Consider the following 22,651-nt stretch of genomic DNA (forward strand, 5'->3'; position numbering starts at 1 on the left):
CGCGGCAGGGCCTAGACTCGCGTGCGTACAGATCGTCGAACAAACAGGACAGGGAGCGAGGGGCGGACGTGCCGGAAGCGACGGTGCGCACCAGCGGCGCCGATGTCCAGCTCGCGGCGGACTACTTCCACGGCTACGCCGTGGTGGGTCTGCTCGCGGTGGTCGGCGTGGTCTTCGTCGGCGTGGCCTTCACGGCCGGCCGGCTGCTGCGCCCGGTGGTGCCCACGCCCGAGAAGCTGCTCACGTACGAGTGCGGCGTGGACCCCGTCGGCGAGGGCTGGGCGCACACCCAGGTGCGCTACTACGTCTACGCCTTCCTCTACGTGATCTTCGCGGTGGACTCGGTCTTCCTGTTCCCGTGGGCGACGGTGTTCGCCGCCCCCGGCTTCGGCGGGACGACGCTGGTGGAGATGTTCGTCTTCCTCGGCTTCCTCGCCGTGGGCCTGTTGTACGCATGGAAGAAGGGCGTCCTGGAGTGGACGTGACACGCAGGAGCCTCGGGCCGCTGGCCCGCCTGGCCCCGGAGCCGATGAAGGTGGTCCTGAACTGGGGCCGCCGCTACAGCCTGTGGGTGTTCAACTTCGGGCTCGCCTGCTGCGCGATCGAATTCATCGCCGCGTCCATGGCGCGGCACGACTTCATCCGCCTCGGTGTCATCCCCTTCGCACCCGGGCCGCGCCAGGCCGACCTCATGATCGTCTCCGGCACGGTGACGGACAAGATGGCACCGGCGGTCAAGCGCCTGTACGAGCAGATGCCCGAGCCGAAGTACGTGATCTCCTTCGGCGCCTGCTCGAACTGCGGCGGCCCCTACTGGGACTCGTACTCCGTCACCAAGGGCGTCGACCAGATCATCCCGGTGGACGTGTACGTCCCCGGCTGCCCACCGCGGCCGGAGGCGCTGCTCCAGGGCATCATCAAGCTCCAGGAGAAGATCGCGAACGAGTCGCTGGCCGAGCGGTACGGCACGGCGCCGTCGGTGACGCAGCTCCGCAGCGGCCTGGTGCCGCCGCCGGCGCCCCCGGGGGAGGCCGGACGATGAGCTGGCTGCCCGCCTCCGTGGAGGAGCTGTTCGGCGAGGGCGCGACGGAGGAGGAGGCGTACGACCTCCTGACGGTGGACGTGCCGGCCTCGTCGTGGCTCGCGGCCCTGACGACCGCCCGCGACCGCCTGACCTGCACCTACTTCGACTGGCTGAGCGCGGTCGACGAGCCCGGCACGGGCTTCCGGGTGTGCGCGCACGTGGCGGCGCTGTCCCCGGTCCGCCGCCTGCTGCTGCGCACGACGGTGCCGCACGGGGCGCCGGTGCTGCCGTCCGCGGTGGACGTGTACGCGGGCGCCGCGTGGCACGAGCGCGAGACGCACGAGATGTTCGGCGTGACCTTCGAGGGCCACCCGCACCTCGCGCCGCTGCTGCTCCCCGACGGCTTCGAGGGCCACCCCCTGCGCAAGGACTTCGTCCTGGCGGCACGCGTGGCCAAGGCGTGGCCGGGCGCGAAGGAGCCGGGCGAGTCGGCGGAGGGCGGCCCCAAGCGCCGCCAGATGCTGCCGCCGGGCGTCCCGGACCCGAACGAATGGGGCCCCCTCAAGGGCCAGCTCCCCCCGGCCCCGGCCCGTCCGGCCCGCACGGCCCGCGCGGCAGCGGGCGAACGCCCGGTGCGCCGCACGCGCAGCGTGACCGAGGGCTCGGCGAGCCAGGCCCCGGAGACCGCCGCCCCGGAGTCCGCCGCCCCGGCGGCGCCGCGGCGTACGCGCAGCGCGTCGGAGGGCTCGGCGAGCCAGGCGGCGCCGCGCCGTATGCGCAGCGCGAGCGAGGGTTCGGCGAGCCAGACCCAGCCGGAGTCCGCGCCCCCGCGGCGTGCCCGTAGTGCGGGCGAGGGTTCGGCGAGCCGGCGCACCGAGGGCGCCGGTGGGACGCCGGCCCCGGAACGCCCCCGCCCGGCCCCCCGCTCGTCGGACGCCCCCTGGCACCACGCCCGCCCGGCGTACGACGCCGGAACGGCACCGGAGGAGCCGCAGGCCGGCACCGAGCCGGCCCCGGCACAGGCGGACGCACCGGCCCCCGAGCCGACCGCGCCCCCCGCGCCGGAGGCGCACCCCGCGCACCCCGCGCCGGAGGCGCCCCAGGCGCGCCCCCGCACCACCGGCGACGCGCCGGAGAACGACACCGACCCCGCCGGAGGCGACAGCGCATGAGCAGCGGCATTGTCGACGTCGTCGTGCGCCTGCTCGCCGTCTTCGTCGCGTTCCTCGTGCTGCCCCTCGTCGTCGGGCAGACCGAGCACAAGGTGATGGCCCACATGCAGGGGCGCCTCGGCCCCATGTACGCCGGTGGTTTCCACGGGTGGGCGCAGCTCGTCGCGGACGGGGTGAAGTTCGCGCAGAAGGAGGACGTCGTCCCCGCCGACGCGGACCGGCGGGTGTTCCAGCTCGCGCCCGCCGTCGCCCTCCTCCCGTACCTCCTCGTCCTCCTCGCCGTCCCCCTCGGACCCGGCGGGGCCGTCGGCCAGGTGCTGGACGCCGGCGTGTTCTTCGTCCTGGCCGTGATGGGCGTCGGAGTCCTCGGCTCCCTCATGGCCGGCTGGGCGTCGGCCAACAAGTTCTCCCTGCTCGGCGGCCTCCGCACCGCCGCGCAGCTGCTCGCCTACGAGCTGCCGATGCTGCTCGCCGCGGCGTCCGTCGCCATGGCCGCCGGCACCGTCTCGCTGCCCGGCATCGTCGACGCCTTCCACTGGTGGTGGGTGCCGTGGCAGATCGTCGGCGGGCTCGTGTTCTTCACCGCCGGCCTCGCCGAGCTCCAGCGGCCGCCGTTCGACATGCCCGTCGCCGACTCGGAGATCATCTTCGGTGCGTACACCGAGTACACCGGTCTGCGTTTCGCGCTGTTCCTGCTCGCCGAATACGCCGGCATCGTCGTCCTGTGCGGCCTGACCACCGTCCTCTTCCTCGGCGGCTGGCACGGCCCGTTCGGCGCCGACGGCCTGGGCTGGCTGTGGACGCTGCTCAAGACGGCCGTCCTCGCCTTCGTCGTCATCTGGCTGCGCGTGAGCTATCCGCGCCTGCGCGAGGACCAGCTGCAGAAGCTGGCCTGGACCGTCCTCATCCCGCTCGCCCTGGCGCAGATCGCGCTCACCGGCGTCGTCAAGGTGGTGATCCAGTAGCCATGGGTGTCCCCGGATCCGGCCTCGCCAAGGGCCTCGCCGTCACCCTCCGCACGATGACGCGCCGCTCGCGCACGCTCCAGTACCCGGACGTGCAGCCGGAGCTGCCGCCGCGCACCCGCGGCGTCATCGGGCTGTTCGAGGAGAACTGCACGGTCTGCATGCTGTGCGCCCGCGAGTGCCCCGACTGGTGCATCTACATCGACTCCCACAAGGAGACGGTGCCCCCGGCCGCCCCGGGCGGCCGTGAGCGCAGCCGCAACGTCCTCGACCGCTTCGCGATCGACTTCTCGTTGTGCATGTACTGCGGCATCTGCATCGAGGTGTGCCCGTTCGACGCCCTCTTCTGGTCGCCGGAGTTCGAGTACGCCGAGACCGACATCCGCGACCTCACCCACGAGCGCGACAAGCTGCGCGAGTGGATGTGGACGGTGCCGGAGCCGCCGGCCCTCGACCCGGCGGCCGAGGAGCCGAAGGAGATCGCCGCGGCCCGCAAGACCGCCGACAAGCTCGCGGCCCAGGCCGCAGCTCAGGCCGCCGCCCAGGACGGGACGCAGAACGGGACGCAGAACGAGACGCAGAAGGAGGACGACGCATGACGAGCGCACTCGTCACGGCCGCGCAGCCGGTGACGACGCACGGCTTCCTCTCCTCCTCCGGCGTCGAGATCGCCTTCCTCCTGGTCGGCCTGGTCACCCTCGGCGCGGCGGTCGTCACCGTCACCACGCGCCAGCTGGTGCACGCCGCCCTGTGGCTGGTGGTCGCGCTGGGCGGGCTCGCCGTGGAGTACCTGCTGCTGACGGCCGAGTTCATCGCCTGGGTGCAGGTACTGATCTACGTGGGCTCGGTCGTCGTCCTCCTCCTCTTCGGCCTCATGCTCACCAAGGCCCCCATCGGGCGCTCCCCGGACGCGAACGTCCCGAACCGCCTGCCCGCCCTCGGCGTCGCCGCCGCGGCCGCGGCGGCGCTCGTCTGGGTGGTCGCCGACGCCTTCCGCACGACGTGGATCGACCTCGACGGCGCGCCGCAGGGCACCACCAAGGTCTCCGGCGAGATCCTCTTCCGGCACTGGGTGCTGCCCTTCGAGGCGCTGTCCGTCCTGCTGCTGGCGGCGCTCGTCGGCGCCGTCGTCCTCTCCCGCCTCCGCAACCAGCAGGAGCAGCAGGAACAGGGGCAGCAGGAAGAGGAGCAGAGCTGATGCACCTTCTCTACCCGGCCGTCCTGGCCGCCCTCCTCTTCTGCACCGGTCTGTACGGCGTGCTCGCCCGCCGCAACGCGATCCTGGTGCTCATGTCGGTCGAGCTCATGCTCAACGCCGTCAACCTCAACCTCGTCGCCTTCGACGTCTGGCTGCGCGACGCCCTGCACGCCGGCCAGGCCCTCACCCTCTTCACCATCGCCATTGCCGCCGCCGAGATCGGCATCGGCCTGGCGATCGTCCTGCTCGTGTACCGCAACCGCGGCACCGCCGACGTCGACCGGCTCCGCGACCTCAAGGAGAGCGCGGCAGCCCCCGACCCCGACCACGAGCAGAAGGCGGAGGCCGCCGCGTGACCCTCACGACCACCGCCGTCCTGGTGCCCCTGCTGCCCTTCCTCGGGGCCGTCGCGGGCCTGTTCGGCGGGCGCCGGGCGCCCGGCCTCGTCCGTCCCCTGGCCGTCCTGCCCACCCTCGCCTCCGCCGTCCTCGCGGCCGTCGTGGCCTGGCGGCAGGGCGGCGGCACCGGCGAGCACGCCGTGGACGCCGCCACCCGGCTGACCCCCACCGGCTCCGTGCCCGTCGACCTCGCGCTCCACCTCGACGGCTTCGCCGTCCTCGTCGCCGTGCTCGTCGGCGCGGTCGCCACCTGCGTGCAGGTGTACTCGACCGCCTACCTGCGCAACGATCCGCGCTACCCCTCCTACGCGGCGCTCGTCTCCCTCTTCACCGCCGCGATGCTGCTCGTCGTCTACTCCGGCGACCTGATGGTGCTGCTGGTGGGCTGGGAGGTCATGGGCGTCTGCTCGTACTTCCTCGTCGGCCACTACTGGGAGACCGAGGCCGCCCGCGCCGCCTCCCTCAAGGCGTTCCTCGTCACCAAGCTCGGCGACGTGCCGTTCCTGATCGGCGTCTTCGCGCTGGCCGCCGACGCCGGAACGTTCCGCATCAACGGCATCCTCACCATCGCCGCCTCCGGCGGCCTGCACCACCCCACCCTCGTCGCGCTGCTGCTCCTGGCGGGCGTCGCGGGCAAGTCCGCGCAGTTCCCGCTGCACACCTGGCTCCCCGACGCGATGGCGGGTCCCACGCCCGTCTCCGCGCTGATCCACGCCGCGACGATGGTCGCCGCCGGCGTCTACCTCGTGGCGCGCCTCCTCCCCGTCTTCGCCGCCTCCACCGCGGCCCTGGCGGTGCTCGCCGTCATGGCCGCCGTGACCATGGTCGGCTCGGCGCTCGCCGCGCTCGCCCAGGACGACATCAAGCGCGTGCTCGCCTACTCCACCGTCGGCCAGCTCGGCTACATGACCGGCGCCCTCGCCGTCGGCGACCGCGGCGCCGCCGTCTTCCACCTCGTCTCCCACGGCGCCTTCAAGGCGCTCCTCTTCCTCGCCGCCGGTGTGATCATCCACGCCGCCGGCACCAACTCGCTGGCCGCCACCGCCCGCATGAACGGCCTGGCGCGCCGCGTGCCCGACGCGTTCTGGACGATGACCGTCGCCCTCCTCGCGCTCGCCGCCGTCCCCCCGTTCAGCGGCTTCTTCTCCAAGGAGGCCGTGCTGGGCGCCGCCGAGCACGCCGCCGGCGGGCACACCCCCGGCGTCCCCGGCGCCGTCGGCTGGACCGTCCTCGTCGCCGGCCTGGTCACCGCCCTCCTCACCGCCGCGTACGCCACGCGGCTGTGGCTGCTGGCCTTCCGCGGCCGTGGCCCCGAGGCCGCCGACCACGGCAAGGAACCGGTGGCCATGAACGCCGTGCTGTGGGTGCTCTTCCTCCCCACCGCCGCCCTCGGCCTGGCCACCCCCTACCTGGCCGACTGGTTCGACGGCCGCTCGCTCACCCCCGGACTCACCACCTCCGTCCTCTCCACCGGCTGCGCCGTGGCCGGCGCCGCCGTCACCTACGCGGCCTGGCGCCGCACCGGCACGCTGGCCACCCGCATCCCGCTGGGCGCCGTCGCCGCCGACCCCGGCGCCGCCCCCGCCGTCTCCGAGGCCGAGGCCATCGCCAGCCACGTGCCCGCGTACGGCGGCATCGCCGCGGCCCCCGACCCCGGCGACCCGGGCAGGCTGCTGCTCGGCCCCCTGCACCGGCACGCCGTCACCGGCTTCCACCTCGACGCCGTGTACGCCGCGCTCGCCGTGCGGCCCGTCCGCGCCGCCGCCCGCCTCGCCCGCTTCCTCGACCGCGAGGTCGTCGACGCGTACGTGCGCGGCGCCGGTGCCGCCCCCCGCCTGCTGGGCACCCTGGTCCGCCGCACCCAGACCGGGAACGTGCAGACCTACCTCGGCGCCCTGTTCGCCGGCTCCGTCGTCCTGGCCGTCGCCGCCGTCCTCGTCGCCACCGGAGCCTGATCATGAGTCACACCGTCATGCAGAGCCTCCTCGCCGCGATCGTCGTCCTCCCCCTCGTCGGGGCCGTCGCCGCGCTGCTGCCCGCCCCGCCCGGCCTCAAGGGCCGCGACCCGGGCCAGGCCGTACTGCGCCACGGCGTCACCGTCACGGGCGCCGTCCTCGCCCTGACCGTCGCCCTCGCCGCCGGCTTCGACCACGACCACCCGGCCCGTATGCAGGCCACCACCGACCTCAGCTGGATCCCGGCCCTCCACATCCGGATCCACCTCGGCGTCGACGGCATCTCGCTCCCCCTCCTGCTGCTGACCGCCCTGCTGACCTTCCTCGGCGCGCTCTACTCGTACTTCCGCCCGCCCACGGGCCCCGGGGCCCCCTCCCCGAAGGCGTACGTCGCCCTGCTCCTGGTCCTGGAGGCCGGCTCGCTCGCCAGCTTCGCCGTCCTCGACCTGGTGCTCTTCTTCCTCGCCTTCGAGACGGTGCTCATCCCGATGTACTTCCTCATCGCCCGCTGGGGCGGCGAGGACCGCGAGCGGTCCGCCTGGCGGTTCGTGCTCTACACGCTGCTCGGCTCCGTCGTGATGCTGCTCGGCCTCCTCCTCGTCGGAATCAAGGGCGGCACGTTCGACATGGTGGCACTCGCCACTGACAACGGCGCCGGCCTCAGCCACTCCACGCAGCTCCTCGCCGTCCTCGCCATCGGCACCGGACTGGCCGTCAAGGCCCCCATGTGGCCCCTCCACACCTGGCTGCCCGACGCCCACACCGCCGCCCCCACCGTGGGATCGGTGCTGCTCGCGGGCGTGCTGCTGAAGATGGGCACCTACGGGTTCGTCCGCATCCTGCTGCCGGTGGCACCCGACGGCATGCACGCCTTCGCCCCCTACCTGGCGGCGTTCGCGGCGGTCGGGATCATCTACGGCTCCCTCGTCTGCCTCGCATTGGCGCGCAAGGGGGCGCGTGGCGACCTCAAGCGCCTCATCGCGTACTCGTCCGTCGGCCACATGGGCTTCGTCCTCCTGGGCATCGCCACCCTCACGCCCACCGGCGTCAACGGCGCGCTCTTCGCCAACGTCGCCCACGGCCTCATCACCGGCCTCCTCTTCTTCCTCGTCGGCGCCCTCAAGGACCGCTACGGCACCAGCGACCTCGACAGCCTCTCCGGCACCACCGGCGCCGCACTCTACGGCCGCGCGCCCCGCCTGGGCGGCCTCCTCGCCTTCGGCGCCGTCGCCTCCCTCGGCCTGCCCGGCCTCGCCGGCTTCTGGGGCGAGATGCTCGCCATGTTCGGCGCCTTCCGCCCCGCCGACGGGCTGAGCCGGCCCGCGTTCGTCACCTTCATGGCCCTCGCCGGCCTCGGCACCCTCCTCACCGCCGCCTACCTGCTGGTGGTCGTGCGCAGGGTGTGCATGGGTGAGCAGAAGGAGCACAATGCGGTGCCGGCCTTCGCCGACGTCCAGGCGTACGAATTCGCCGCCTGGTCCCCGCTCGTCGCCCTGACCGTCGTCGCGGGCCTGTGGCCCGCCGTGCTCCTCGGCCTCACCGACCCGGCCGTCCAGCAGCTCCTCGGAGGTGGCAACTGATGGGCTCCCTGGCCCAGTCCGTCGACTGGCTCGCCATCGCCCCGCCCACCGTCACCGCCGTCGTGGCGCTGGCGGTCCTGGTCGCCGACCTCTTCCTGCCCGAGGCCCGCAAGCCGCTCCTCGGCGCCATGGCCGTCGGCGGCCTGGTCCTGGCCGGGCTCAGCCTGCTGCCGCTGCACGACGGCGACCGGTCCACCTTCTGCCTCACCGGCCCCGGCACCGGTATGGGCGCCGGCGCGCACGCCACGTGCAGCTACGCCGCCGACCACTTCACGCTCGTCATCCAGCTCCTCGTGCTGGGCGGCGCCCTCCTCGCGGCGCTGCTCTCCCTCAGCACCGTCGCCGACACGGCGCTGCCCGCGGGCGAGTTCTGGTTCCTGCTGCTGTCCTCCGCCGCGGGCGCCGCCCTGCTGCCCGCCTCCCGCGACCTCGCGACGCTCGTGGTGGCCCTGGAAGTGGCGTCCCTGCCGGCCTTCGCCCTCGTCGGCCTGCGGCGCGGCGACAGACGCTCGTCCGAGGCGGCGCTGAAGTTCTTCCTCTCGTCCGTCACCGCCACCGCCGTCACCCTGCTCGGCGCGAGCTTCGTCTACGCGGCCACCGGCACCCTGCACCTCACCCGCATCGCCGACGGCCTCGCCCACACCGACCCGCGGCTGACCGTCCTCGCCGAGGCCGGCGTGGCCCTCACCCTCGTCGGCTTCGCGTTCAAGACCGCCGCCGTCCCCTTCCACTTCTGGGTCCCCGACACCTACGTCGGCGCCCCCCTCCCCGTCGCCGCCTACCTGTCGGTCGTCGGCAAGGCGGTCGGCTTCACCGGCCTCATCCTCGTGACGGTCGTCGCCTTCCCGTCGTACGCCGACGTGTGGGGCCCGGCCCTCGCCGTCCTGGCCGCCCTCACGATGACCGCCGGCAACGTGGCCGCGCTGCGCCAGCGCCCCGACCGCCGCTCCAGCGCCGTACGCCTGCTGGCCTGGTCCTCCGTCGGCCAGGCGGGCTACCTGCTCGTGCCCATCGCGGCCGCCGGCTACACCGACGACCCGGCGCGCGCCATCGGCTCCACCGTCGCGTACGCCCTGATGTACGCCGCCGTGAACCTCGGCGCCTTCGCGGTCGCGGCACTCGTCGCCCGGACGAAGCCGCACAACCGGATCACCGACTACCGCGGCCTCTACGCCCGCCGCCCGCTGGCCGCGCTCGCGCTCGGCTTCTTCCTGCTGTGCCTGGCCGGCCTGCCGCCGGGCGTCATCGGCCTGTTCGCCAAGGTGACGGTGTTCTCGGCGGCCGTCGACGCGGGCCTGGGCTGGCTGGCGGTCGTCATGGCGGTCAACGTCGTGATCGCCCTGTACTACTACCTCCACTGGACGGCGATCCTCTTCCGCGTCCCGGAGGCCGAGCCGGCGGGCGCCGAGGCGGAGCCCGTGCGGGTGCCCGCGCCCCTCACCGCGGCCATCGCGGTGACCGCCGTCGCCGGCGTGGCCCTGTCGGGCGCCCCGGAGCTCGTGCTGCGGTTCGCGTCGAAGGCGCTGCTCTAGAGCGCTCCGGCGGGTCCGGAGCAGGGCCGCAGCAGGGCCGCGGGGCTGCCCCCCAGGCGGGTGCACAAGGGAACTAGCGCCGTTGCTGTGGCGTTGACCAGGGCGAAGGGTTCCACTGAAGAAGGTGGCCCCGAAGGTCCCCGCCGCACCACTTGGAGGGCGTACCGTGCACCGCCGGCACAACGGGCTGAGGACCGCCCTGCTCCTCGGAGGGCTGTCCGCGCTCATCATCGTCATCGGCAGCGCCTTCGGGCGCACGGGCCTGGTCGTCGCGGTCCTGGTGGCGCTCGCCACGAACGCGTACGCGTACTGGAACAGCGACAGGATCGCGCTGCGCGCGATGCGGGCCCGCCCGGTGAGCGAGTTCGAGGCGCCCCAGCTCTACCGCATGGTCCGCGAGCTCTCCACCGCCGCCCGCCAGCCGATGCCGCGGCTCTACATCTCCCCGACGGAGGCACCGAACGCCTTCGCCACCGGCCGCAACCCGCGCAACGCCGCCGTGTGCTGCACCGAGGGCATCCTGCGCCTGCTGGACGAGCGGGAGCTGCGCGGCGTCCTCGGCCACGAGCTCAGCCACGTCTACAACCGGGACATCCTGATCTCGTCGGTGGCAGGTGCGCTCGCCTCCGTGATCATGTTCCTGGTCAACTTCGCCTGGCTGATCCCGTTCGGCCGGTCGGAGGACGACGACGAGGGCCCGGGGCTCGCGGGCATGATCATGATCATGCTGCTGGGGCCGGTGGCGGCGTCACTGATCCAGCTGGCCGTGAGCCGCTCGCGGGAGTACGAGGCCGACGCCTCCGGCGCCCGGCTCACGGGCGACCCGCTGGCCCTGGCCGGCGCCCTGCGGAAGCTGGAGGCGGGCACGCAGCGGCTCCCGCTGCCGCCGGAGCCGCGCCTGGAGACGACGAGCCACCTGATGATCGCCAACCCGTTCCGGGCGGGCGAGGGCATGACCAAGCTGTTCTCCACCCACCCGCCGATGCGCGAGCGGATCGCCCGCCTGGAGCAGATGGCGGGCCACCGCTGAAGGACGCCGGCGCCGGCGCCGCCGGCCGGCGCTACGGCTGCGCGCCGACGCTGAGGATGAGCTCGCCGTCGTGCTTCCCGCCCTTGCACTGCTGGGTGACGGTGGGGGAGAGCAGCCCCCCGGAGAGCTGGTGAACGACCGTCCCGTGGCCGTCGACGCAGTCGTGGACGGTGGTGTCGCGCGGCGCGGCCGGGGCCGGGGTGCCGGCGAGGACGACGGCGACGGCGGCGAGGCCGGCTGCCACCAGATGACGAGTGATCAGTCGAGGGTTCATGGGACCACCATGCGGGGCTCGCGCCGCGGTGGCACGCCGCGTTGACCCGTCGGCGGGAGGCCGCCCGTCAGGGCGCGGTCAGTTCGGCGAGCCTGGTGACGGTGTTCCAGTTGCGGCTGGTGGCCACGGTGCCCGCGGGCAGCCGGCAACGCCCCAGCGCCTCCGCCAGCTTGGACCGGCCGAGCCCGTCGGGTGCGAGGAGGTACAGCACGCGGTCGCCGAGGCGGAACTCCTCGGGGAGGAAGGCCGCCGGGTCGAGAGAGGCGTATACCGATATGTCGACCGGGCCGGAGAAGTAGGTGGCGTGCAGCTGCCGGCCCTCCAGCTCCGCGGCGGGGAAGGGGCAGGAGTCGACGACGCCCTTCAGATACGCGTGGTCGCGGACGACGACGTCGACGGGGAAGCCGAACCGGTCCTCCACGACGCGCGCGACGCACCCGGCGAGTACCCCGGCGTCGCCCTCCTCGCCCTCCGGCGGGGCGAACACGACGTTTCCGCTCTGCAGATGCGTCCGCACCCCGCGGAACCCCTTGCCGGTGAGCGCGGCACGCAGCTCGGCCATCGGCACCTTGCGGTGCCCGCCGACGTTGATGCCGCGCAGGAGCGCGGCGTACGAGGTGGTGGTCATGGGGCCACGGTAGGAGGAGGCACTGACAGCCGTGCGGGCGGCCGCGCGTCCCCTAGGGGACCTTCTGCGGGGTCTTTCAGGGTCGGGACCGGTCGCCGACGGGAACTGCGGTTCGATCACCCTTCGTCCACCAGGCAGAACAATCGTGGCGGTGGGAGGCTGAAGGCATGAGGCTGATCCTGAACCTGATCTGGCTGGTTCTCTGTGGATTCTGGATGGCCGTGGGCTACGTGGTGGCCGGGATCATCTGTTGTGTACTGATCGTGACGATCCCCTTCGGCATCGCCTCGTTCCGGATCGCCAGTTACGCCCTGTGGCCGTTCGGCAGGACGACCGTCGAGCGGAGGGACGCGGGGGCCGGCTCCCTGCTGGGCAACGTCATCTGGATCGTCTTCGCCGGCTGGTGGCTGGCCCTGGGGCACATCGTCACGGGCCTCGCCCTGTGCGTGACGATCATCGGCATTCCGCTGGGCATCGCCAACTTCAAGCTGATACCGGTCTCGCTGATGCCGCTGGGCCGGGAGATCGTGCCCACCGACCGGCCGTTCGCCACCCGCTGACCGCCCTCCGCCGGAACGGAGGACGGCGCGCCGGTGGCGGCCCCGGTGGGCCGCCCTGGCGCGCCGTCCTCGCGTGGAGCCGGAGGAGCCGACAGGCGGTGGACTAGCGGTAGTTCACGAACTGGAGCGCGAAGTCGAAGTCCTTGCCCTTGAGCAGGGCGATGACCGCCTGGAGGTCGTCACGGCTCTTGGAGCTGACGCGCAGCTCCTCACCCTGGACCTGGGCCTTGACGCCCTTGGGGCCCTCGTCACGGATGATCTTGGCGACCTTCTTCGCGTTCTCCTGGGAGATGCCCTCCTGGAGAGTCGCGAAGATCTTGTACTCCTTGCCGGAGAGCTGCGGCTCGCCGGCCTCCAGGGCCTTGAGCGAGATGCCGCGCTTGATCAGCTTGGACTGGAAGACGTCGAGGACGGCCTTGACCCGGTCCTCGCCGTTGGCGCGCATCTCGATCTTGTCGCCGGACCAGGAGATGGAGGCGTCGGCGCCCTTGAAGTCGTAGCGCTGGGAGATCTCCTTGGCGGCCTGGTTGAGGGCGTTGTCGACCTCCTGCCGCTCGACCTTCGAGACGATGTCGAAACTGGAGTCGGCCATATTGAGTTGGCTCCTCGTACGTAGATCCATCGGGGGAGCGGCCCCGCGGGTGGGCCGCGTTGCCAGCCTAGTCACCCGGGGGCCCGCGGGGTGCCCGTGAACCGAGTGGCGGACCACCCCTGGTCATCGGGTATGGTTTACGTCGTTGCCACGGAGCGGCTCGAAAGAGCGGCCGAGGCGACAGCCCATGGCGGTGTGCCCGAGTGGCCAATGGGAGCGGACTGTAAATCCGTCGGCTTAGCCTACCCAGGTTCGAATCCTGGCGCCGCCACAGTGAGAGGCCCCCGACCTTCCGAGGTCGGGGGCCTCTGGCGTTCCGGCAGCTCCCGCCGTCAGCCCGCGGCCTTCGCGGCCGCCGCGACCGCGTCCGCCACGGGCGTGTCGCCCCCGACGAGCTCCAGCGTCAGCCCGGCCGTCCCCGGCTCCTCCAGCAGGGCCGCCAGCACCGCCGCCACGTCGTCGCGCGTCACGTCCCCGCGGCCCGTGGCGGGCGCCAGCCGCACCAGGCCCGTCCCGGGCCCGTCGGTGAGCCGCCCCGGCCGCAGAATCGTCCAGTCCAGGCCGGCGCGGGCCCGTACGTCGGCGTCCGCGGCGCCCTTGGCGCGCAGGTAGGCGGCGAAGACCGGGTCGGTGCCCTCCGGCGGCTCCCGGTCGGCGCCCATCGACGAGACGACCACGAAGCGCCGCACCCCCGCCGCCTCGGCGGCGTCGGCGAACAGCACCGCCGCACCGCGGTCGACGGTCTCCTTCCGCCCGGCGCCGCTGCCGGGCCCCGCACCGGCCGCGAAGACCGCCGCGTCGGCGCCCTCCAGATGCCGGGCGACGTCCGTGACGGACGCCGTCTCCAGGTCGCACACGACCGGCTCCGCGCCGGCCGCCAGCAGGTCCCCCGCCTGTCCCGGACGGCGGATGACGCCCGCCACCTCGTCACCGCGCGCGGCGACCAACCGCTCCAGCCGCAGCGCGATCCGACCATGTCCTCCAGCGATGACAATGCGCATGATCCGACCGTACGCCTGGGATCACGCCGGGTCCTCGCGGCGCGGCGACTGCCGGGGCAGGTCGAGCGGGACGGCGCCCTGGACGTCGCCGTACTCGCGCACCGCGCTCGTCCGGGCCACCACGCGGCCCCGGTGGACCACGAGCCGGCTGTAGCCCAGCGACAGGACCCCCGCGATCCCGCCGCCGCGCACGGCCAGCAGCTCGGCCGGGAAGCCGGTCTCGACCCGCACCTCCGGCAGCCCCAGGGCCGCCCGGGCGCCGCCGCTGACCGCCTCGTAGGCCGCCTCCGGGTCCAGTTCGCCGCGCGAGGCGAGCAGGAACGCGGCCTCCAGCGGGTCGCCGCGCCCCACGGGGTTGGCGGCGTCCCGCAGGGCGCCGCTGCCGGCGGCGACCCGCACCCCGGCCGAGCGCAGCAGCCGCACCGGCGCCGTCCACGGGCCGCGGGCGGCGCCGGAGCCGCCGCAGTCGCCCTGCGGCAGGCAGACGACGGTGACGCCGGCGGCGGCGAGCTGCTGGCCGGCGCGCACGGCCTGGTCGTGCGGGAGCCGGGCGAGGCCCGCGCAGGGGCCGATGGTCACGCCGGGGCGCAGCCCGCCGGCCATGGCGGCGAGCCGGGCCAGGCGGGCGGGGTCGGCGCCGTCCGTGTGCAGGTCGACCGAGCAGCCGTGCTCGGCGGCGACGGCGAGGACGGTCTCGGCGTACCCGGCGGGGTCGGGGTCGAGGTCGGGGCAGCCGCCGACGACGGTGGCGCCCATCTTGACCGCGTCCCGCAGCATGGCCAGCCCGTCGGCGCCGGCCGCGCCGGTGAGGAGCCGTGGCACGGCGACGGCGCTGAGCTCGGTGAGGCCGCGGAGCGCCCGCCGGGCCTGGAGGACGGCCTCCAGCGAGCGCAGTCCCTGCACGTCGCCGATGCGGACGTGCGAACGGACGGCGGTGGCGCCGTGCCCGAGCTGGAGCAGGGCGGCCTCGGTGGCCCGGCGCTGGACGTCCTCGACGGAGTACGGGACGGGGCCGCCCAGGTCGGCTGTGAGGGCGGTGTCGCCGTGCGCGTGGGGCTCGGCGGGGGCGGGCAGCAGTACGTAGCCGCTGAGGTCGATGCGGGGCCCGGGGGCGAGGCTGCCGGCGGTGCCGACGGCCTCGATCCGGCCGCCGCTGAGGCGGACGTCCACCACGCGGCCGTCGGCGAGCCGGGCGCCGCTGAGCACCAGGGCGCCGTCGCCGGGCGGGGCGGCGGCGTCGCCGTCGGGGCTTCTGGCGGGCTGCGGCTGACTGTCGGGCATCGCGATCCTCCGGTGGGCCGGGGCGGGCATGATCACGCAGCGTGGTCCGAGCGTAGGACGTGTGCGAAGCCGGTTCGAGCAGGCGGCGAATAGTCGTACCGGCTGTGGTGCCCGTGTGACGGGCGGCGCGGGAACGCAGAGGTCTCCGGGGCCGCGGACAGGGGGCCGGGAGGGGGCCGCCGGGTACGGATTTCACCTTCGGCGGCAGACCGTGTAATGTCTTCCTCGCTCGCCCCAATAGCTCAGTCGGCAGAGCGTCTCCATGGTAAGGAGAAGGTCAACGGTTCGATTCCGTTTTGGGGCTCTGGTGCAAGAGGTTTCCTCACCCTCGGGTGGGGAAGTCTCCCGCATCAAAGCGGCGTAGCTCAGTCGGTAGAGCAAGCGGCTCATAATCGCTGTGTCACCGGTTCAAGTCCGGTCGCCGCTACACACAGTAGCCGATTGCGGGGTCGGTCCTCCGGTCGGCTACTCTTGTCTGCGTTACATCCGTCCCGTCCGTCAAGGAGCACTCACGTGGCTGCCACCGACGTCCGCCCGAAGATCACGCTGGCCTGCGTGGAGTGCAAGGAGCGGAACTACATCACCAAGAAGAACCGGCGCAACGACCCGGACCGCCTGGAGATGAAGAAGCACTGCCCGCGCTGCAACGCGCACACCGCGCACCGCGAAACGCGCTGACGCGAATAACCGTTCATGAGGCCGCCCCCATCCCGGGGGCGGCCTCATGGCATATTCGCCCCCGGAAACCGATGTCCACCCTGGAGGTGTCCGAGCCCATGGCGCTCGACCAGTCCTTCGTCGGACGGACTTACCCGGCCACCGAGCCCTACGAGGTCGGCCGGGAGAAGATCCGTGAATTCGCCGAGGCGATCGGCGATGCGAATCCGGCGTACACCGACCCCGAGGCCGCCGCCTCGCTCGGCCACCCCGATGTGATCGCCCCGCCCACTTTTGTGTTCGCCATCACGTACAAGGCCGCGGGCCAGGTGGTGCAGGACCCGCAGCTGGCCCTGGACTACAGCCGCGTGGTGCACGGCGACCAGAAGTTCGCCTATTCCCGCCCGGTGCGCGCGGGCGACCGGCTGGCGGTGACGTCCACCGTGGAGTCGATCAAGTCCCTGGCGGGCAACGACGTCCTCACGATCCGCGGCGAGGTGCACGACGCGGCCGGCGAGCACGTCGTGACCGCCCACACGACGCTGGTGGTGCGCGCCGCCACCGAGGAGGCGTGATGGCTGCCGAGATCAAGTACGCGGACGTCGAGGTCGGCACCGAGCTGCCGGAGCAGGTCTTCCCCGTGACGCGCGCCACGCTGGTGCAGTACGCGGGCGCCTCGGGCGACTTCAACCCGATCCACTGGAACGAGAAGTTCGCCAAGGAGGTGGGCCTGCCGGACGTGATCGCGCACGGCATGTTCACCATGGCCGAGGCGATCCGCGTGGTGACCGACTGGGTGGGCGACCCGGGCGCGGTCGTGGAGTACGGGGTGCGCTTCACCAAGCCGGTCGTCGTGCCCAACGACGACGAGGGCGCGACGATCGAGGTCAGCGGCAAGGTCGCGGCCAAGCTGGACGACGAGGCGCGCACGGTGCGCGTGGACCTCCTGGCGCGCAGCGCCGGCCAGAAGGTGCTCGGCATGTCCCGCGCGGTGGTCCGCCTGGCGTGACGCCGTGAGCGGTGGGTGAGTCGTACGTCTCACTTGTCAGTCCTACGTCTCACTCGTCATACGTCTCACTCGTAAGGGGCGGGCCTCCACGGAGACCCGCCCCTTACAACGCCCTTGCGCCGCTAGTGATTGACCACTAACCTCTCTCCCATGCCCAGGATGACCGCCGAGGAGCGCCGCGAGAGCGTCGTGCGCGCCGCCATGACCGAGTTCGCGCGGGGCGGCTACAACGGCACGTCCACCGAGGCGATCGCCCGCCGGGTGGGCGTCTCGCAGCCGTACCTCTTCCGGCTCTTCCCCAACAAGCAGGCCATCTTCGTCGCGGCGGCCGTCCGCTGCATGGAGGAGACCCGCGACGTCTTCGTGAAGGCGCGCGAGCGCGCGGCGACGCCCGAGGACGCCCTCTCCGAGATGGCGGCCGCCTACCAGAGCCTGATCGCCGAGAACCCCGACATGCTGCTCCTGCAGATGCAGGTGTACGTGGCGGTCGCCTCGGCGGAGGCCGCGGGGGACGACGCGTTCGGCCGCACGATCCGGGACGCCTGGCTCGACCTGTGGGACTCCGTCCACCTCTCCTTGGGGGCCGACGAGGAGCAGACCACGGAGTTCCTGGCGTACGGCATGCTCATCAACACGCTGGTCTCCCTGGGCTTCCCGGCCGGCCACCGCGTATGGCGGGCGTTCCACATCGCCGCACGGCCGGAGTGAGGCACGCCACCCGGCGCGCCCCTGGGGGCGCCGTCTCCACGCACCCCAGCAAGTTAGTAACCAATCACTAAACAATCTGTCACTCGTCAACCGCCGAACACCCGGGGGGAACCCGTGCGGGACACCACACGCCACGCACCCGTCTGGGCGCTGGTCATCACCAGCGTCGCGGGCTTCATGGCAGCCCTGGACAACCTCGTCGTCACCACCGCCCTGCCGACCATCCGCAAGGACCTCGGCGGCGCGCTGGAGGACCTCGAATGGACCGTCAGCGCCTACACGCTCACCTTCGCCGTCCTGCTGATGTTCGGCGCCGCCCTCGGCGACCGCTTCGGCCGCCGCCGGCTCTTCTGCGCCGGCCTGGCGGTCTTCACCGCCGCCTCCGCCGCGGCGGCCCTCGCACCCGGCATCGGCACCCTCATCGCCGCCCGCGCCGTCCAGGGCGTCGGCGCCGCCGTCATGATGCCGCTCACCCTCACGCTCCTCACCGCCGCCGTACCGGCCGAACGACGCGGCGTCGCCTACGGCATCAAGGGCGCCGTCGACGGCATGGCCGTCGCCAGCGGCCCCCTCATCGGCGGCTCGCTCACCGAACACATCTCCTGGCACTGGATCTTCTGGCTGAACGTTCCGCTGGGCCTCGCCCTCATACCCCTCGCCCGGCTGCGCCTGGCCGAGTCCACCGCCCCCGGCGCCCGCCTCGACGGCCCGGGCACGCTCCTCGTCAGCGGCGGCCTCTTCGGCATCGTGTACGGCCTCGTCAACGCCCACAGCGACGGCTGGACGGACCCCGTGATCCTCACCAGCCTGATCGCCGGCGGTGTGCTCCTGGCCGGCTTCGCGCTGCACGGCACGCTCCACCCGCGGCCGATGCTGCCGATGCGGATGTTCCGCAGCAGGGCCTTCACGGCCGTCAACGCGGCCAGCACGCTGATGTTCCTCGGCATGTTCGGCTCGATCTTCCTGCTCAGCCAGTTCCTGCAGAACGTGCTCGGCTACTCGCCGACCGAGGCCGGGCTGCGCATGCTGCCGTGGACCGCCATGCCGATGGTGGTGGCCCCGCTCGCCGGCTACCTCGCCGACCGCACCGGCCCCCGCCCCGTCGTCACCACCGGCCTGGCCCTCCAGGCCCTGGGCCTGGCCTGGTTCGCCGCGGTCCTCGCACCCGACGTGACGTACGCCGCACAGCTGCCGGGCCTGGTCCTCAGCGGCGCCGGCATGGCGATGTTCTTCGCACCGGCCGCCAAGCTCGTGATGTCGAGCGTGCGCCCGGCGGAACAGGGCATCGCCTCGGGCGCCAACAACGCCCTCCGCGAGGTCGGCGGAGCCCTGGGCGTCGCCGTGCTCTCGTCGGTCTTCTCGGCGCAGGGCGGCTACGAGACCCCCGCACGGGTCGTGGACGGCGTCGTCCCGGCCCTGTGGGCAGGAGCGGTCGCCGTCGCCCTCGGCGCCGCCGCCGCGGCCCTCACGCCGCGCAAGGCCCGCCCCGCCGCCGCCCCGGCCCCGCACCCGGCCGAGGCAGCCGCCGTACCGGCCGGCCACGCCCCCGACGCCTGACACGCCCCGCCCGCCGCGGCCGGGCCCCCGCCCCCGGGGTGCCCCGGCCGCACCCCCGTACCCTGGTGCGGTGCAGGTACGACACGACGCCCCCCTCGCCCCCCTGACCACCTTCCGGCTCGGCGGGCCCGCGCGACGGCTCGTCACGGCCACCACCGACGACGAGGTGATCACCGCCGTCCGCGAGGCCGACGACGCCGGGACGCCGCTGCTGCTCATCGGCGGCGGCAGCAACCTCGTCATCGCCGACAAGGGCTTCGAGGGCACCGCCCTGCGCATCGCCACCACCGGCTTCCGCCTCGACGGCACCCGCCTGGAGCTCGCCGCCGGCGAGAACTGGTCCGACGCCGTCGCCCGCACCGTCGAGGCCGGCCTCGCCGGCATCGAGTGCATGGCCGGCATCCCCGGCTCCGCCGGCGCCACGCCCATCCAGAACGTCGGCGCGTACGGCCAGGAGGTCGCCACCACCGTCACCGAGGTCGTCGCCTACGACCGGCACACCCGCGAGACGGTCACGATCCCGGCCGCCGACTGCGGCTTCTCCTACCGGCACAGCCGCTTCAAGCAGGACCCCACCCGCTTCGTCGTGCTGCGCGTCCGCTTCGAGCTGGAGGACGCCGGCGGCCTGTCCGCGCCCCTCCGCTACGCCGAGACCGCCCGCGCCCTCGGCGTCGAGGCCGGCGACCGCGTCCCGCTGGCCCGCGCCCGCGAGACCGTCCTCAAGCTGCGCGCCGGCAAGGGCATGGTCCTCGACCCCGAGGACCACGACACCTGGTCCGCCGGGTCGTTCTTCACCAACCCGGTCCTCACCGCCGCCGAACACGAGGCGTTCCTGCGCCGCGTCGCCGAGCGCCTCGGCCCGGACGCGGCGCCGCCCGCGTACCCCGCCGGCGACGGCCTGTTCAAGACCTCCGCCGCCTGGCTGATCGACAAGGCCGGCTTCACCAAGGGCTACGGCACGGGCCCCGCCCGCATCTCCACCAAGCACACCCTCGCCCTCACCAACCGCGGCGCGGCCACCACCGAGGACCTCCTCGCGCTCGCCCGCGAGGTGCGCGCCGGCGTCCACGAGGCGTTCGGCGTGACCCTCGTGAACGAGCCCGTCACGGTCGGCGTCAGCCTGTAGTCACCCGACGGCCAGCCACTTGTCGATGCCGTCCAGCAGCTCCTGCCGGACGGCGGCCGGCGCCGCCGAGGCGCGCACCGACTGCCGCGCCAGCTCCGCCAGCTCGGCGTCGGTGAAGCCGTGGTGCTCGCGCGCCAGCTCGTACTGCGCCGCGAGGCGCGAGCCGAACAGCAGCGGGTCGTCGGCGCCCAGCGCCATGGGCACACCGGCCTCGAACAGCGTCCGCAGCGGCACGTCGCCCGGCTTCTCGTAGACGCCCAGGGCGACGTTGGACGCGGGGCACACCTCGCACGTCACGCCGCGCTCGGCCAGCTTGCGCAGCAGCCGCGGGTCCTCCGCGGCCCGCACGCCGTGCCCCACACGGACCGCGTGGAGGTCGTCCAGGCAGTCGCGGACGCTGCTGGGCCCCGAGAGCTCGCCGCCGTGCGGAGCGGCCAGCAGGCCGCCCTCGCGGGCGATCTGGAAGGCGCGGTCGAAGTCGCGGGCGAGACCGCGCCGCTCGTCGTTGGAGAGGCCGAAGCCGACGACGCCGCGGTCGGCGTAGCGCACGGCGAGGCGGGCGAGGGTGCGGGCGTCCAGGGGGTGCTTCATGCGGTTCGCGGCGACGAGGACGCGCATCCCGAGGCCCGTGTCCCGCGAGGCGCTCTCCACCGCGTCCAGGATGATCTCCAGCGCGGGGATGAGGCCGCCCAGGCGCGGCGCGTAAGAGGTGGGGTCGACCTGGATCTCCAGCCAGCCGGAGCCGTCCCTGACGTCCTCCTCGGCGGCCTCCCGGACCAGGCGCCGGATGTCGTCGGGGGAGCGCAGGCAGGAGCGGGCGATGTCGTAGAGCCGCTGGAAGCGGAACCAGCCGCGTTCGTCCGTCGCCCGCAACCTGGGCGGTTCGCCGCTGCTGAGCGCCTCGGGCAGGTGCACGCCGTACTTGTCGGCCAGTTCCAGCAGGGTGGAGGGCCGCATCGACCCGGTGAAGTGCAGGTGCAGGTGGGCCTTCGGCAGCTTACGGACGTCCCGAACGTTCTCCATTCAGGGATTTTGCCGTACCGGTCCGTCAACCGGAAGGCCCCTTCCCCATAGGGGGAAGGGGCCGAAAACAGGTGCGGGGCGGCGCGGGTTACGCCTTCGCCTCCGCCAGCAGCTTCTGGATCCGGGACACGCCCTCCACCAGGTCCTCGTCGCCCAGCGCGTACGACAGCCGCAGGTAGCCCGGGGTGCCGAACGCCTCACCGGGGACGACCGCGACCTCGGCCTCGTCGAGGATCAGCGCGGCCAGCTCCACCGAGGTGGCCGGCCGCTTGCCGCGGATCTCCTTGCCCAGCAGGCCCTTCACCGACGGGTACGCGTAGAACGCGCCCTCCGGCTCGGGGCAGTAGACGCCCTCGATCTCGTTGAGCATCGAGACGATCTTCCGGCGGCGGCGGTCGAAGGCGACCTTCATCTCCTCCACGGCGGCGAGGTCGCCGGAGACCGCGGCCAGGGCCGCGACCTGTGCGACGTTGCTCACGTTGGAGGTGGCGTGCGACTGGAGGTTCGTCGCGGCCTTCACCACGTCCTTCGGGCCGATGATCCAGCCCACCCGCCAGCCGGTCATGGCGTACGTCTTGGCGACGCCGTTGACGACGATGCACTTGTCGCGCAGCTCCGGCACGACCACCGGCAGGGAGGAGAACTCCGCGTCGCCGTAGACCAGGTGCTCGTAGATCTCGTCGGTCAGCACCCACAGGCCGTGCTCGGCGGCCCAGCGGCCGACGGCCTCCACCTGCTCGCGCGAGTAGACCGCGCCGGTGGGGTTGGAGGGGGACACGAAGAGCAGCACCTTGGTGCGCTCCGTGCGCGCGGCCTCCAGCTGCTCGACCGAGACCCGGTAGCCGGTGGTCTCGTCCGCCACGACCTCCACCGGCACACCGCCGGCCAGCCGGATCGACTCCGGGTACGTGGTCCAGTACGGCGCGGGGACGATGACCTCGTCGCCCGGGTCCAGGATCGCCGCGAACGCCTCGTAGATGGCCTGCTTGCCGCCATTGGTGACCAGCACCTGGGAGGCGTCGACCTCGTAGCCGGAGTCGCGCAGCGTCTTCGCAGCGATGGCGGCCTTCAGCTCGGGGAGGCCGCCGGCCGGCGTGTAGCGGTGGTAGCGCGGGTCGCGGCAGGCCTCGACGGCCGCGTCGACGATGTAGCCCGGGGTGGGGAAGTCGGGCTCACCGGCGCCGAAACCGATGACGGGACGGCCGGCCGCCTTGAGGGCCTTCGCCTTGGCGTCCACGGCGAGCGTGGCGGACTCGGAGATCGAACCGATGCGGGCCGACACCCGGCGCTCGGTGGGGGACTGTGCGGGAGGGACTGGAGGAGTCGCAGCGGTCATGCAGGCATCGTCGCAGACCGGCCGCGGAGGGGTCACACAAGTGGC

25 protein-coding genes and 3 tRNA genes are annotated in these 22,651 nt (G+C 73.2%); 21 read left to right on the plus strand and 7 right to left on the minus strand.

The window, feature by feature from the left end:
- Nucleotides 1-68: 68 nt before the first annotated feature.
- The 11 genes from IE305_RS21300 to htpX all read left to right on the plus strand — a co-directional run bounded on the left by IE305_RS21300 (nucleotide 69) and on the right by htpX (nucleotide 10,854).
- Entirely contained in the window at nucleotides 69-485 is a 417-nt protein-coding gene (locus IE305_RS21300) for an NADH-quinone oxidoreductase subunit A (protein WP_190131286.1), read from the plus strand.
- A 44-nt stretch (nucleotides 486-529) separates the two neighbouring features.
- Nucleotides 530-1,042: a NuoB/complex I 20 kDa subunit family protein gene (locus tag IE305_RS21305; RefSeq protein ID WP_229891328.1), complete on the plus strand. Its 513-nt coding sequence runs from the start codon at nucleotides 530-532 to the stop codon at nucleotides 1,040-1,042.
- The gene (locus IE305_RS21310) at nucleotides 1,039-2,196 is read left to right on the plus strand and encodes an NADH-quinone oxidoreductase subunit C (protein ID WP_190131288.1); all 1,158 of its coding nucleotides are present in this window, start codon (nucleotides 1,039-1,041) and stop codon (nucleotides 2,194-2,196) included. Before IE305_RS21305 ends, IE305_RS21310 begins: the two co-directional genes overlap by 4 nt.
- On the plus strand, nucleotides 2,193-3,161 hold the full coding sequence (locus tag IE305_RS21315; RefSeq protein WP_190131289.1) for a complex I subunit 1/NuoH family protein: 969 nt from the start codon (nucleotides 2,193-2,195) through the stop codon (nucleotides 3,159-3,161). The genes IE305_RS21310 and IE305_RS21315 overlap by 4 nt, the downstream gene beginning before the upstream one ends.
- 2 nt (nucleotides 3,162-3,163) lie before the next feature.
- On the plus strand, nucleotides 3,164-3,760 hold the full coding sequence (locus IE305_RS21320; protein ID WP_190131290.1) for a NuoI/complex I 23 kDa subunit family protein: 597 nt from the start codon (nucleotides 3,164-3,166) through the stop codon (nucleotides 3,758-3,760).
- Entirely contained in the window at nucleotides 3,757-4,359 is a 603-nt protein-coding gene (locus tag IE305_RS21325; protein WP_190131291.1) for an NADH-quinone oxidoreductase subunit J family protein, read from the plus strand. The genes IE305_RS21320 and IE305_RS21325 overlap by 4 nt, the downstream gene beginning before the upstream one ends.
- Nucleotides 4,359-4,715, plus strand: coding sequence for an NADH-quinone oxidoreductase subunit NuoK (nuoK, locus tag IE305_RS21330; RefSeq protein ID WP_190131292.1), 357 nt, complete (start codon nucleotides 4,359-4,361; stop codon nucleotides 4,713-4,715). Before IE305_RS21325 ends, nuoK begins: the two co-directional genes overlap by 1 nt.
- The gene (locus IE305_RS21335) at nucleotides 4,712-6,712 is read left to right on the plus strand and encodes an NADH-quinone oxidoreductase subunit 5 family protein (RefSeq protein ID WP_190131293.1); all 2,001 of its coding nucleotides are present in this window, start codon (nucleotides 4,712-4,714) and stop codon (nucleotides 6,710-6,712) included. Before nuoK ends, IE305_RS21335 begins: the two co-directional genes overlap by 4 nt.
- A gap of 17 nt (nucleotides 6,713-6,729) precedes the next feature.
- Nucleotides 6,730-8,292 (plus strand): complex I subunit 4 family protein, encoded by a 1,563-nt coding sequence (locus IE305_RS21340; protein WP_190131434.1) that lies wholly within the window; start codon nucleotides 6,730-6,732, stop codon nucleotides 8,290-8,292.
- Nucleotides 8,292-9,824: an NADH-quinone oxidoreductase subunit N gene (locus tag IE305_RS21345; RefSeq protein WP_190131294.1), complete on the plus strand. Its 1,533-nt coding sequence runs from the start codon at nucleotides 8,292-8,294 to the stop codon at nucleotides 9,822-9,824. Before IE305_RS21340 ends, IE305_RS21345 begins: the two co-directional genes overlap by 1 nt.
- Before the next feature lie 166 nt (nucleotides 9,825-9,990).
- On the plus strand, nucleotides 9,991-10,854 hold the full coding sequence (htpX, locus tag IE305_RS21350; protein WP_190131295.1) for a zinc metalloprotease HtpX: 864 nt from the start codon (nucleotides 9,991-9,993) through the stop codon (nucleotides 10,852-10,854).
- A 31-nt stretch (nucleotides 10,855-10,885) separates the two neighbouring features.
- Here htpX and IE305_RS21355 read toward each other — a convergent pair whose 3' ends face one another.
- Nucleotides 10,886-11,128: a hypothetical protein gene (locus tag IE305_RS21355; protein WP_190131296.1), complete on the minus strand. Its 243-nt coding sequence runs from the start codon at nucleotides 11,126-11,128 to the stop codon at nucleotides 10,886-10,888.
- Nucleotides 11,129-11,195: 67 nt separating this feature from the next.
- Nucleotides 11,196-11,756: a DUF1697 domain-containing protein gene (locus IE305_RS21360; RefSeq protein WP_190131297.1), complete on the minus strand. Its 561-nt coding sequence runs from the start codon at nucleotides 11,754-11,756 to the stop codon at nucleotides 11,196-11,198.
- Nucleotides 11,757-11,923: 167 nt separating this feature from the next.
- Here IE305_RS21360 and IE305_RS21365 point away from each other — a divergent pair, with 167 nt between their 5' ends.
- Nucleotides 11,924-12,316, plus strand: a complete 393-nt coding sequence (locus IE305_RS21365) for a YccF domain-containing protein (RefSeq protein WP_190131298.1) — start codon at nucleotides 11,924-11,926, stop codon at nucleotides 12,314-12,316.
- A gap of 103 nt (nucleotides 12,317-12,419) precedes the next feature.
- Here IE305_RS21365 and IE305_RS21370 read toward each other — a convergent pair whose 3' ends face one another.
- Complete coding sequence (locus IE305_RS21370) at nucleotides 12,420-12,908, minus strand: YajQ family cyclic di-GMP-binding protein (RefSeq protein ID WP_190131299.1); 489 nt, start codon at nucleotides 12,906-12,908, stop codon at nucleotides 12,420-12,422.
- A 189-nt stretch (nucleotides 12,909-13,097) separates the two neighbouring features.
- Here IE305_RS21370 and IE305_RS21375 point away from each other — a divergent pair.
- Nucleotides 13,098-13,179, plus strand: a tRNA-Tyr gene (locus IE305_RS21375).
- Between the two features lie 61 nt (nucleotides 13,180-13,240).
- Here IE305_RS21375 and IE305_RS21380 read toward each other — a convergent pair.
- Nucleotides 13,241-13,909, minus strand: a complete 669-nt coding sequence (locus tag IE305_RS21380; protein WP_190131300.1) for an NAD(P)H-binding protein — start codon at nucleotides 13,907-13,909, stop codon at nucleotides 13,241-13,243.
- Nucleotides 13,910-13,930: 21 nt separating this feature from the next.
- Complete coding sequence (locus IE305_RS21385; RefSeq protein ID WP_190131301.1) at nucleotides 13,931-15,190, minus strand: amidohydrolase family protein; 1,260 nt, start codon at nucleotides 15,188-15,190, stop codon at nucleotides 13,931-13,933.
- A 231-nt stretch (nucleotides 15,191-15,421) separates the two neighbouring features.
- Between IE305_RS21385 and IE305_RS21390 the strand changes: the two genes are divergently transcribed.
- The 8 genes from IE305_RS21390 to IE305_RS21425 all read left to right on the plus strand — a co-directional run bounded on the left by IE305_RS21390 (nucleotide 15,422) and on the right by IE305_RS21425 (nucleotide 20,247).
- Nucleotides 15,422-15,494 (plus strand) — tRNA-Thr (locus IE305_RS21390).
- A gap of 50 nt (nucleotides 15,495-15,544) precedes the next feature.
- Nucleotides 15,545-15,617: transfer RNA gene (locus IE305_RS21395), tRNA-Met, on the plus strand.
- A gap of 86 nt (nucleotides 15,618-15,703) precedes the next feature.
- Complete coding sequence (gene rpmG, locus IE305_RS21400) at nucleotides 15,704-15,868, plus strand: 50S ribosomal protein L33 (protein WP_004571794.1); 165 nt, start codon at nucleotides 15,704-15,706, stop codon at nucleotides 15,866-15,868.
- A 98-nt stretch (nucleotides 15,869-15,966) separates the two neighbouring features.
- The gene (locus tag IE305_RS21405) at nucleotides 15,967-16,422 is read left to right on the plus strand and encodes a MaoC family dehydratase N-terminal domain-containing protein (RefSeq protein WP_190131435.1); all 456 of its coding nucleotides are present in this window, start codon (nucleotides 15,967-15,969) and stop codon (nucleotides 16,420-16,422) included.
- Nucleotides 16,422-16,856, plus strand: a complete 435-nt coding sequence (locus IE305_RS21410; RefSeq protein WP_190131302.1) for a MaoC family dehydratase — start codon at nucleotides 16,422-16,424, stop codon at nucleotides 16,854-16,856. Before IE305_RS21405 ends, IE305_RS21410 begins: the two co-directional genes overlap by 1 nt.
- 159 nt (nucleotides 16,857-17,015) lie before the next feature.
- Complete coding sequence (locus tag IE305_RS21415) at nucleotides 17,016-17,564, plus strand: TetR/AcrR family transcriptional regulator (protein ID WP_190131436.1); 549 nt, start codon at nucleotides 17,016-17,018, stop codon at nucleotides 17,562-17,564.
- A gap of 114 nt (nucleotides 17,565-17,678) precedes the next feature.
- Nucleotides 17,679-19,121, plus strand: a complete 1,443-nt coding sequence (locus IE305_RS21420) for a DHA2 family efflux MFS transporter permease subunit (protein WP_229891306.1) — start codon at nucleotides 17,679-17,681, stop codon at nucleotides 19,119-19,121.
- Between the two features lie 70 nt (nucleotides 19,122-19,191).
- Nucleotides 19,192-20,247 (plus strand): UDP-N-acetylmuramate dehydrogenase, encoded by a 1,056-nt coding sequence (locus tag IE305_RS21425; RefSeq protein ID WP_190131303.1) that lies wholly within the window; start codon nucleotides 19,192-19,194, stop codon nucleotides 20,245-20,247.
- Here IE305_RS21425 and IE305_RS21430 read toward each other — a convergent pair whose 3' ends face one another.
- Nucleotides 20,248-21,270: an adenosine deaminase gene (locus IE305_RS21430; protein ID WP_190131304.1), complete on the minus strand. Its 1,023-nt coding sequence runs from the start codon at nucleotides 21,268-21,270 to the stop codon at nucleotides 20,248-20,250.
- Between the two features lie 88 nt (nucleotides 21,271-21,358).
- Nucleotides 21,359-22,606 (minus strand): pyridoxal phosphate-dependent aminotransferase, encoded by a 1,248-nt coding sequence (locus IE305_RS21435; RefSeq protein ID WP_190131305.1) that lies wholly within the window; start codon nucleotides 22,604-22,606, stop codon nucleotides 21,359-21,361.
- Nucleotides 22,607-22,651 lie beyond the last annotated feature (45 nt).

The sequence above is a fragment of the Streptomyces mashuensis genome (assembly GCF_014654785.1).
Taxonomy (GTDB): domain Bacteria; phylum Actinomycetota; class Actinomycetes; order Streptomycetales; family Streptomycetaceae; genus Streptomyces; species Streptomyces mashuensis.

Coding starts and splice junctions, on each gene's coding strand:
- IE305_RS21410 (WP_190131302.1), top strand. CDS start 16,422: ATGGCTGCCGAGATCAAGTACGCGGACGTCGAGGTCGGCACCGAGCTG.
- IE305_RS21310 (WP_190131288.1), top strand. CDS start 1,039: ATGAGCTGGCTGCCCGCCTCCGTGGAGGAGCTGTTCGGCGAGGGCGCG.
- IE305_RS21365 (WP_190131298.1), top strand. CDS start 11,924: ATGAGGCTGATCCTGAACCTGATCTGGCTGGTTCTCTGTGGATTCTGG.
- IE305_RS21305 (WP_229891328.1), top strand. CDS start 530: ATGAAGGTGGTCCTGAACTGGGGCCGCCGCTACAGCCTGTGGGTGTTC.
- IE305_RS21355 (WP_190131296.1), bottom strand. CDS start 11,128: ATGAACCCTCGACTGATCACTCGTCATCTGGTGGCAGCCGGCCTCGCC.
- IE305_RS21405 (WP_190131435.1), top strand. CDS start 15,967: ATGGCGCTCGACCAGTCCTTCGTCGGACGGACTTACCCGGCCACCGAG.
- IE305_RS21385 (WP_190131301.1), bottom strand. CDS start 15,190: ATGCCCGACAGTCAGCCGCAGCCCGCCAGAAGCCCCGACGGCGACGCC.
- IE305_RS21415 (WP_190131436.1), top strand. CDS start 17,016: ATGACCGCCGAGGAGCGCCGCGAGAGCGTCGTGCGCGCCGCCATGACC.
- IE305_RS21370 (WP_190131299.1), bottom strand. CDS start 12,908: ATGGCCGACTCCAGTTTCGACATCGTCTCGAAGGTCGAGCGGCAGGAG.
- IE305_RS21380 (WP_190131300.1), bottom strand. CDS start 13,909: ATGCGCATTGTCATCGCTGGAGGACATGGTCGGATCGCGCTGCGGCTG.
- IE305_RS21345 (WP_190131294.1), top strand. CDS start 8,292: ATGGGCTCCCTGGCCCAGTCCGTCGACTGGCTCGCCATCGCCCCGCCC.
- IE305_RS21360 (WP_190131297.1), bottom strand. CDS start 11,756: ATGACCACCACCTCGTACGCCGCGCTCCTGCGCGGCATCAACGTCGGC.
- IE305_RS21340 (WP_190131434.1), top strand. CDS start 6,730: ATGCAGAGCCTCCTCGCCGCGATCGTCGTCCTCCCCCTCGTCGGGGCC.
- IE305_RS21315 (WP_190131289.1), top strand. CDS start 2,193: ATGAGCAGCGGCATTGTCGACGTCGTCGTGCGCCTGCTCGCCGTCTTC.
- nuoK (WP_190131292.1), top strand. CDS start 4,359: ATGCACCTTCTCTACCCGGCCGTCCTGGCCGCCCTCCTCTTCTGCACC.
- IE305_RS21435 (WP_190131305.1), bottom strand. CDS start 22,606: ATGACCGCTGCGACTCCTCCAGTCCCTCCCGCACAGTCCCCCACCGAG.
- IE305_RS21325 (WP_190131291.1), top strand. CDS start 3,757: ATGACGAGCGCACTCGTCACGGCCGCGCAGCCGGTGACGACGCACGGC.
- IE305_RS21320 (WP_190131290.1), top strand. CDS start 3,164: ATGGGTGTCCCCGGATCCGGCCTCGCCAAGGGCCTCGCCGTCACCCTC.
- IE305_RS21430 (WP_190131304.1), bottom strand. CDS start 21,270: ATGGAGAACGTTCGGGACGTCCGTAAGCTGCCGAAGGCCCACCTGCAC.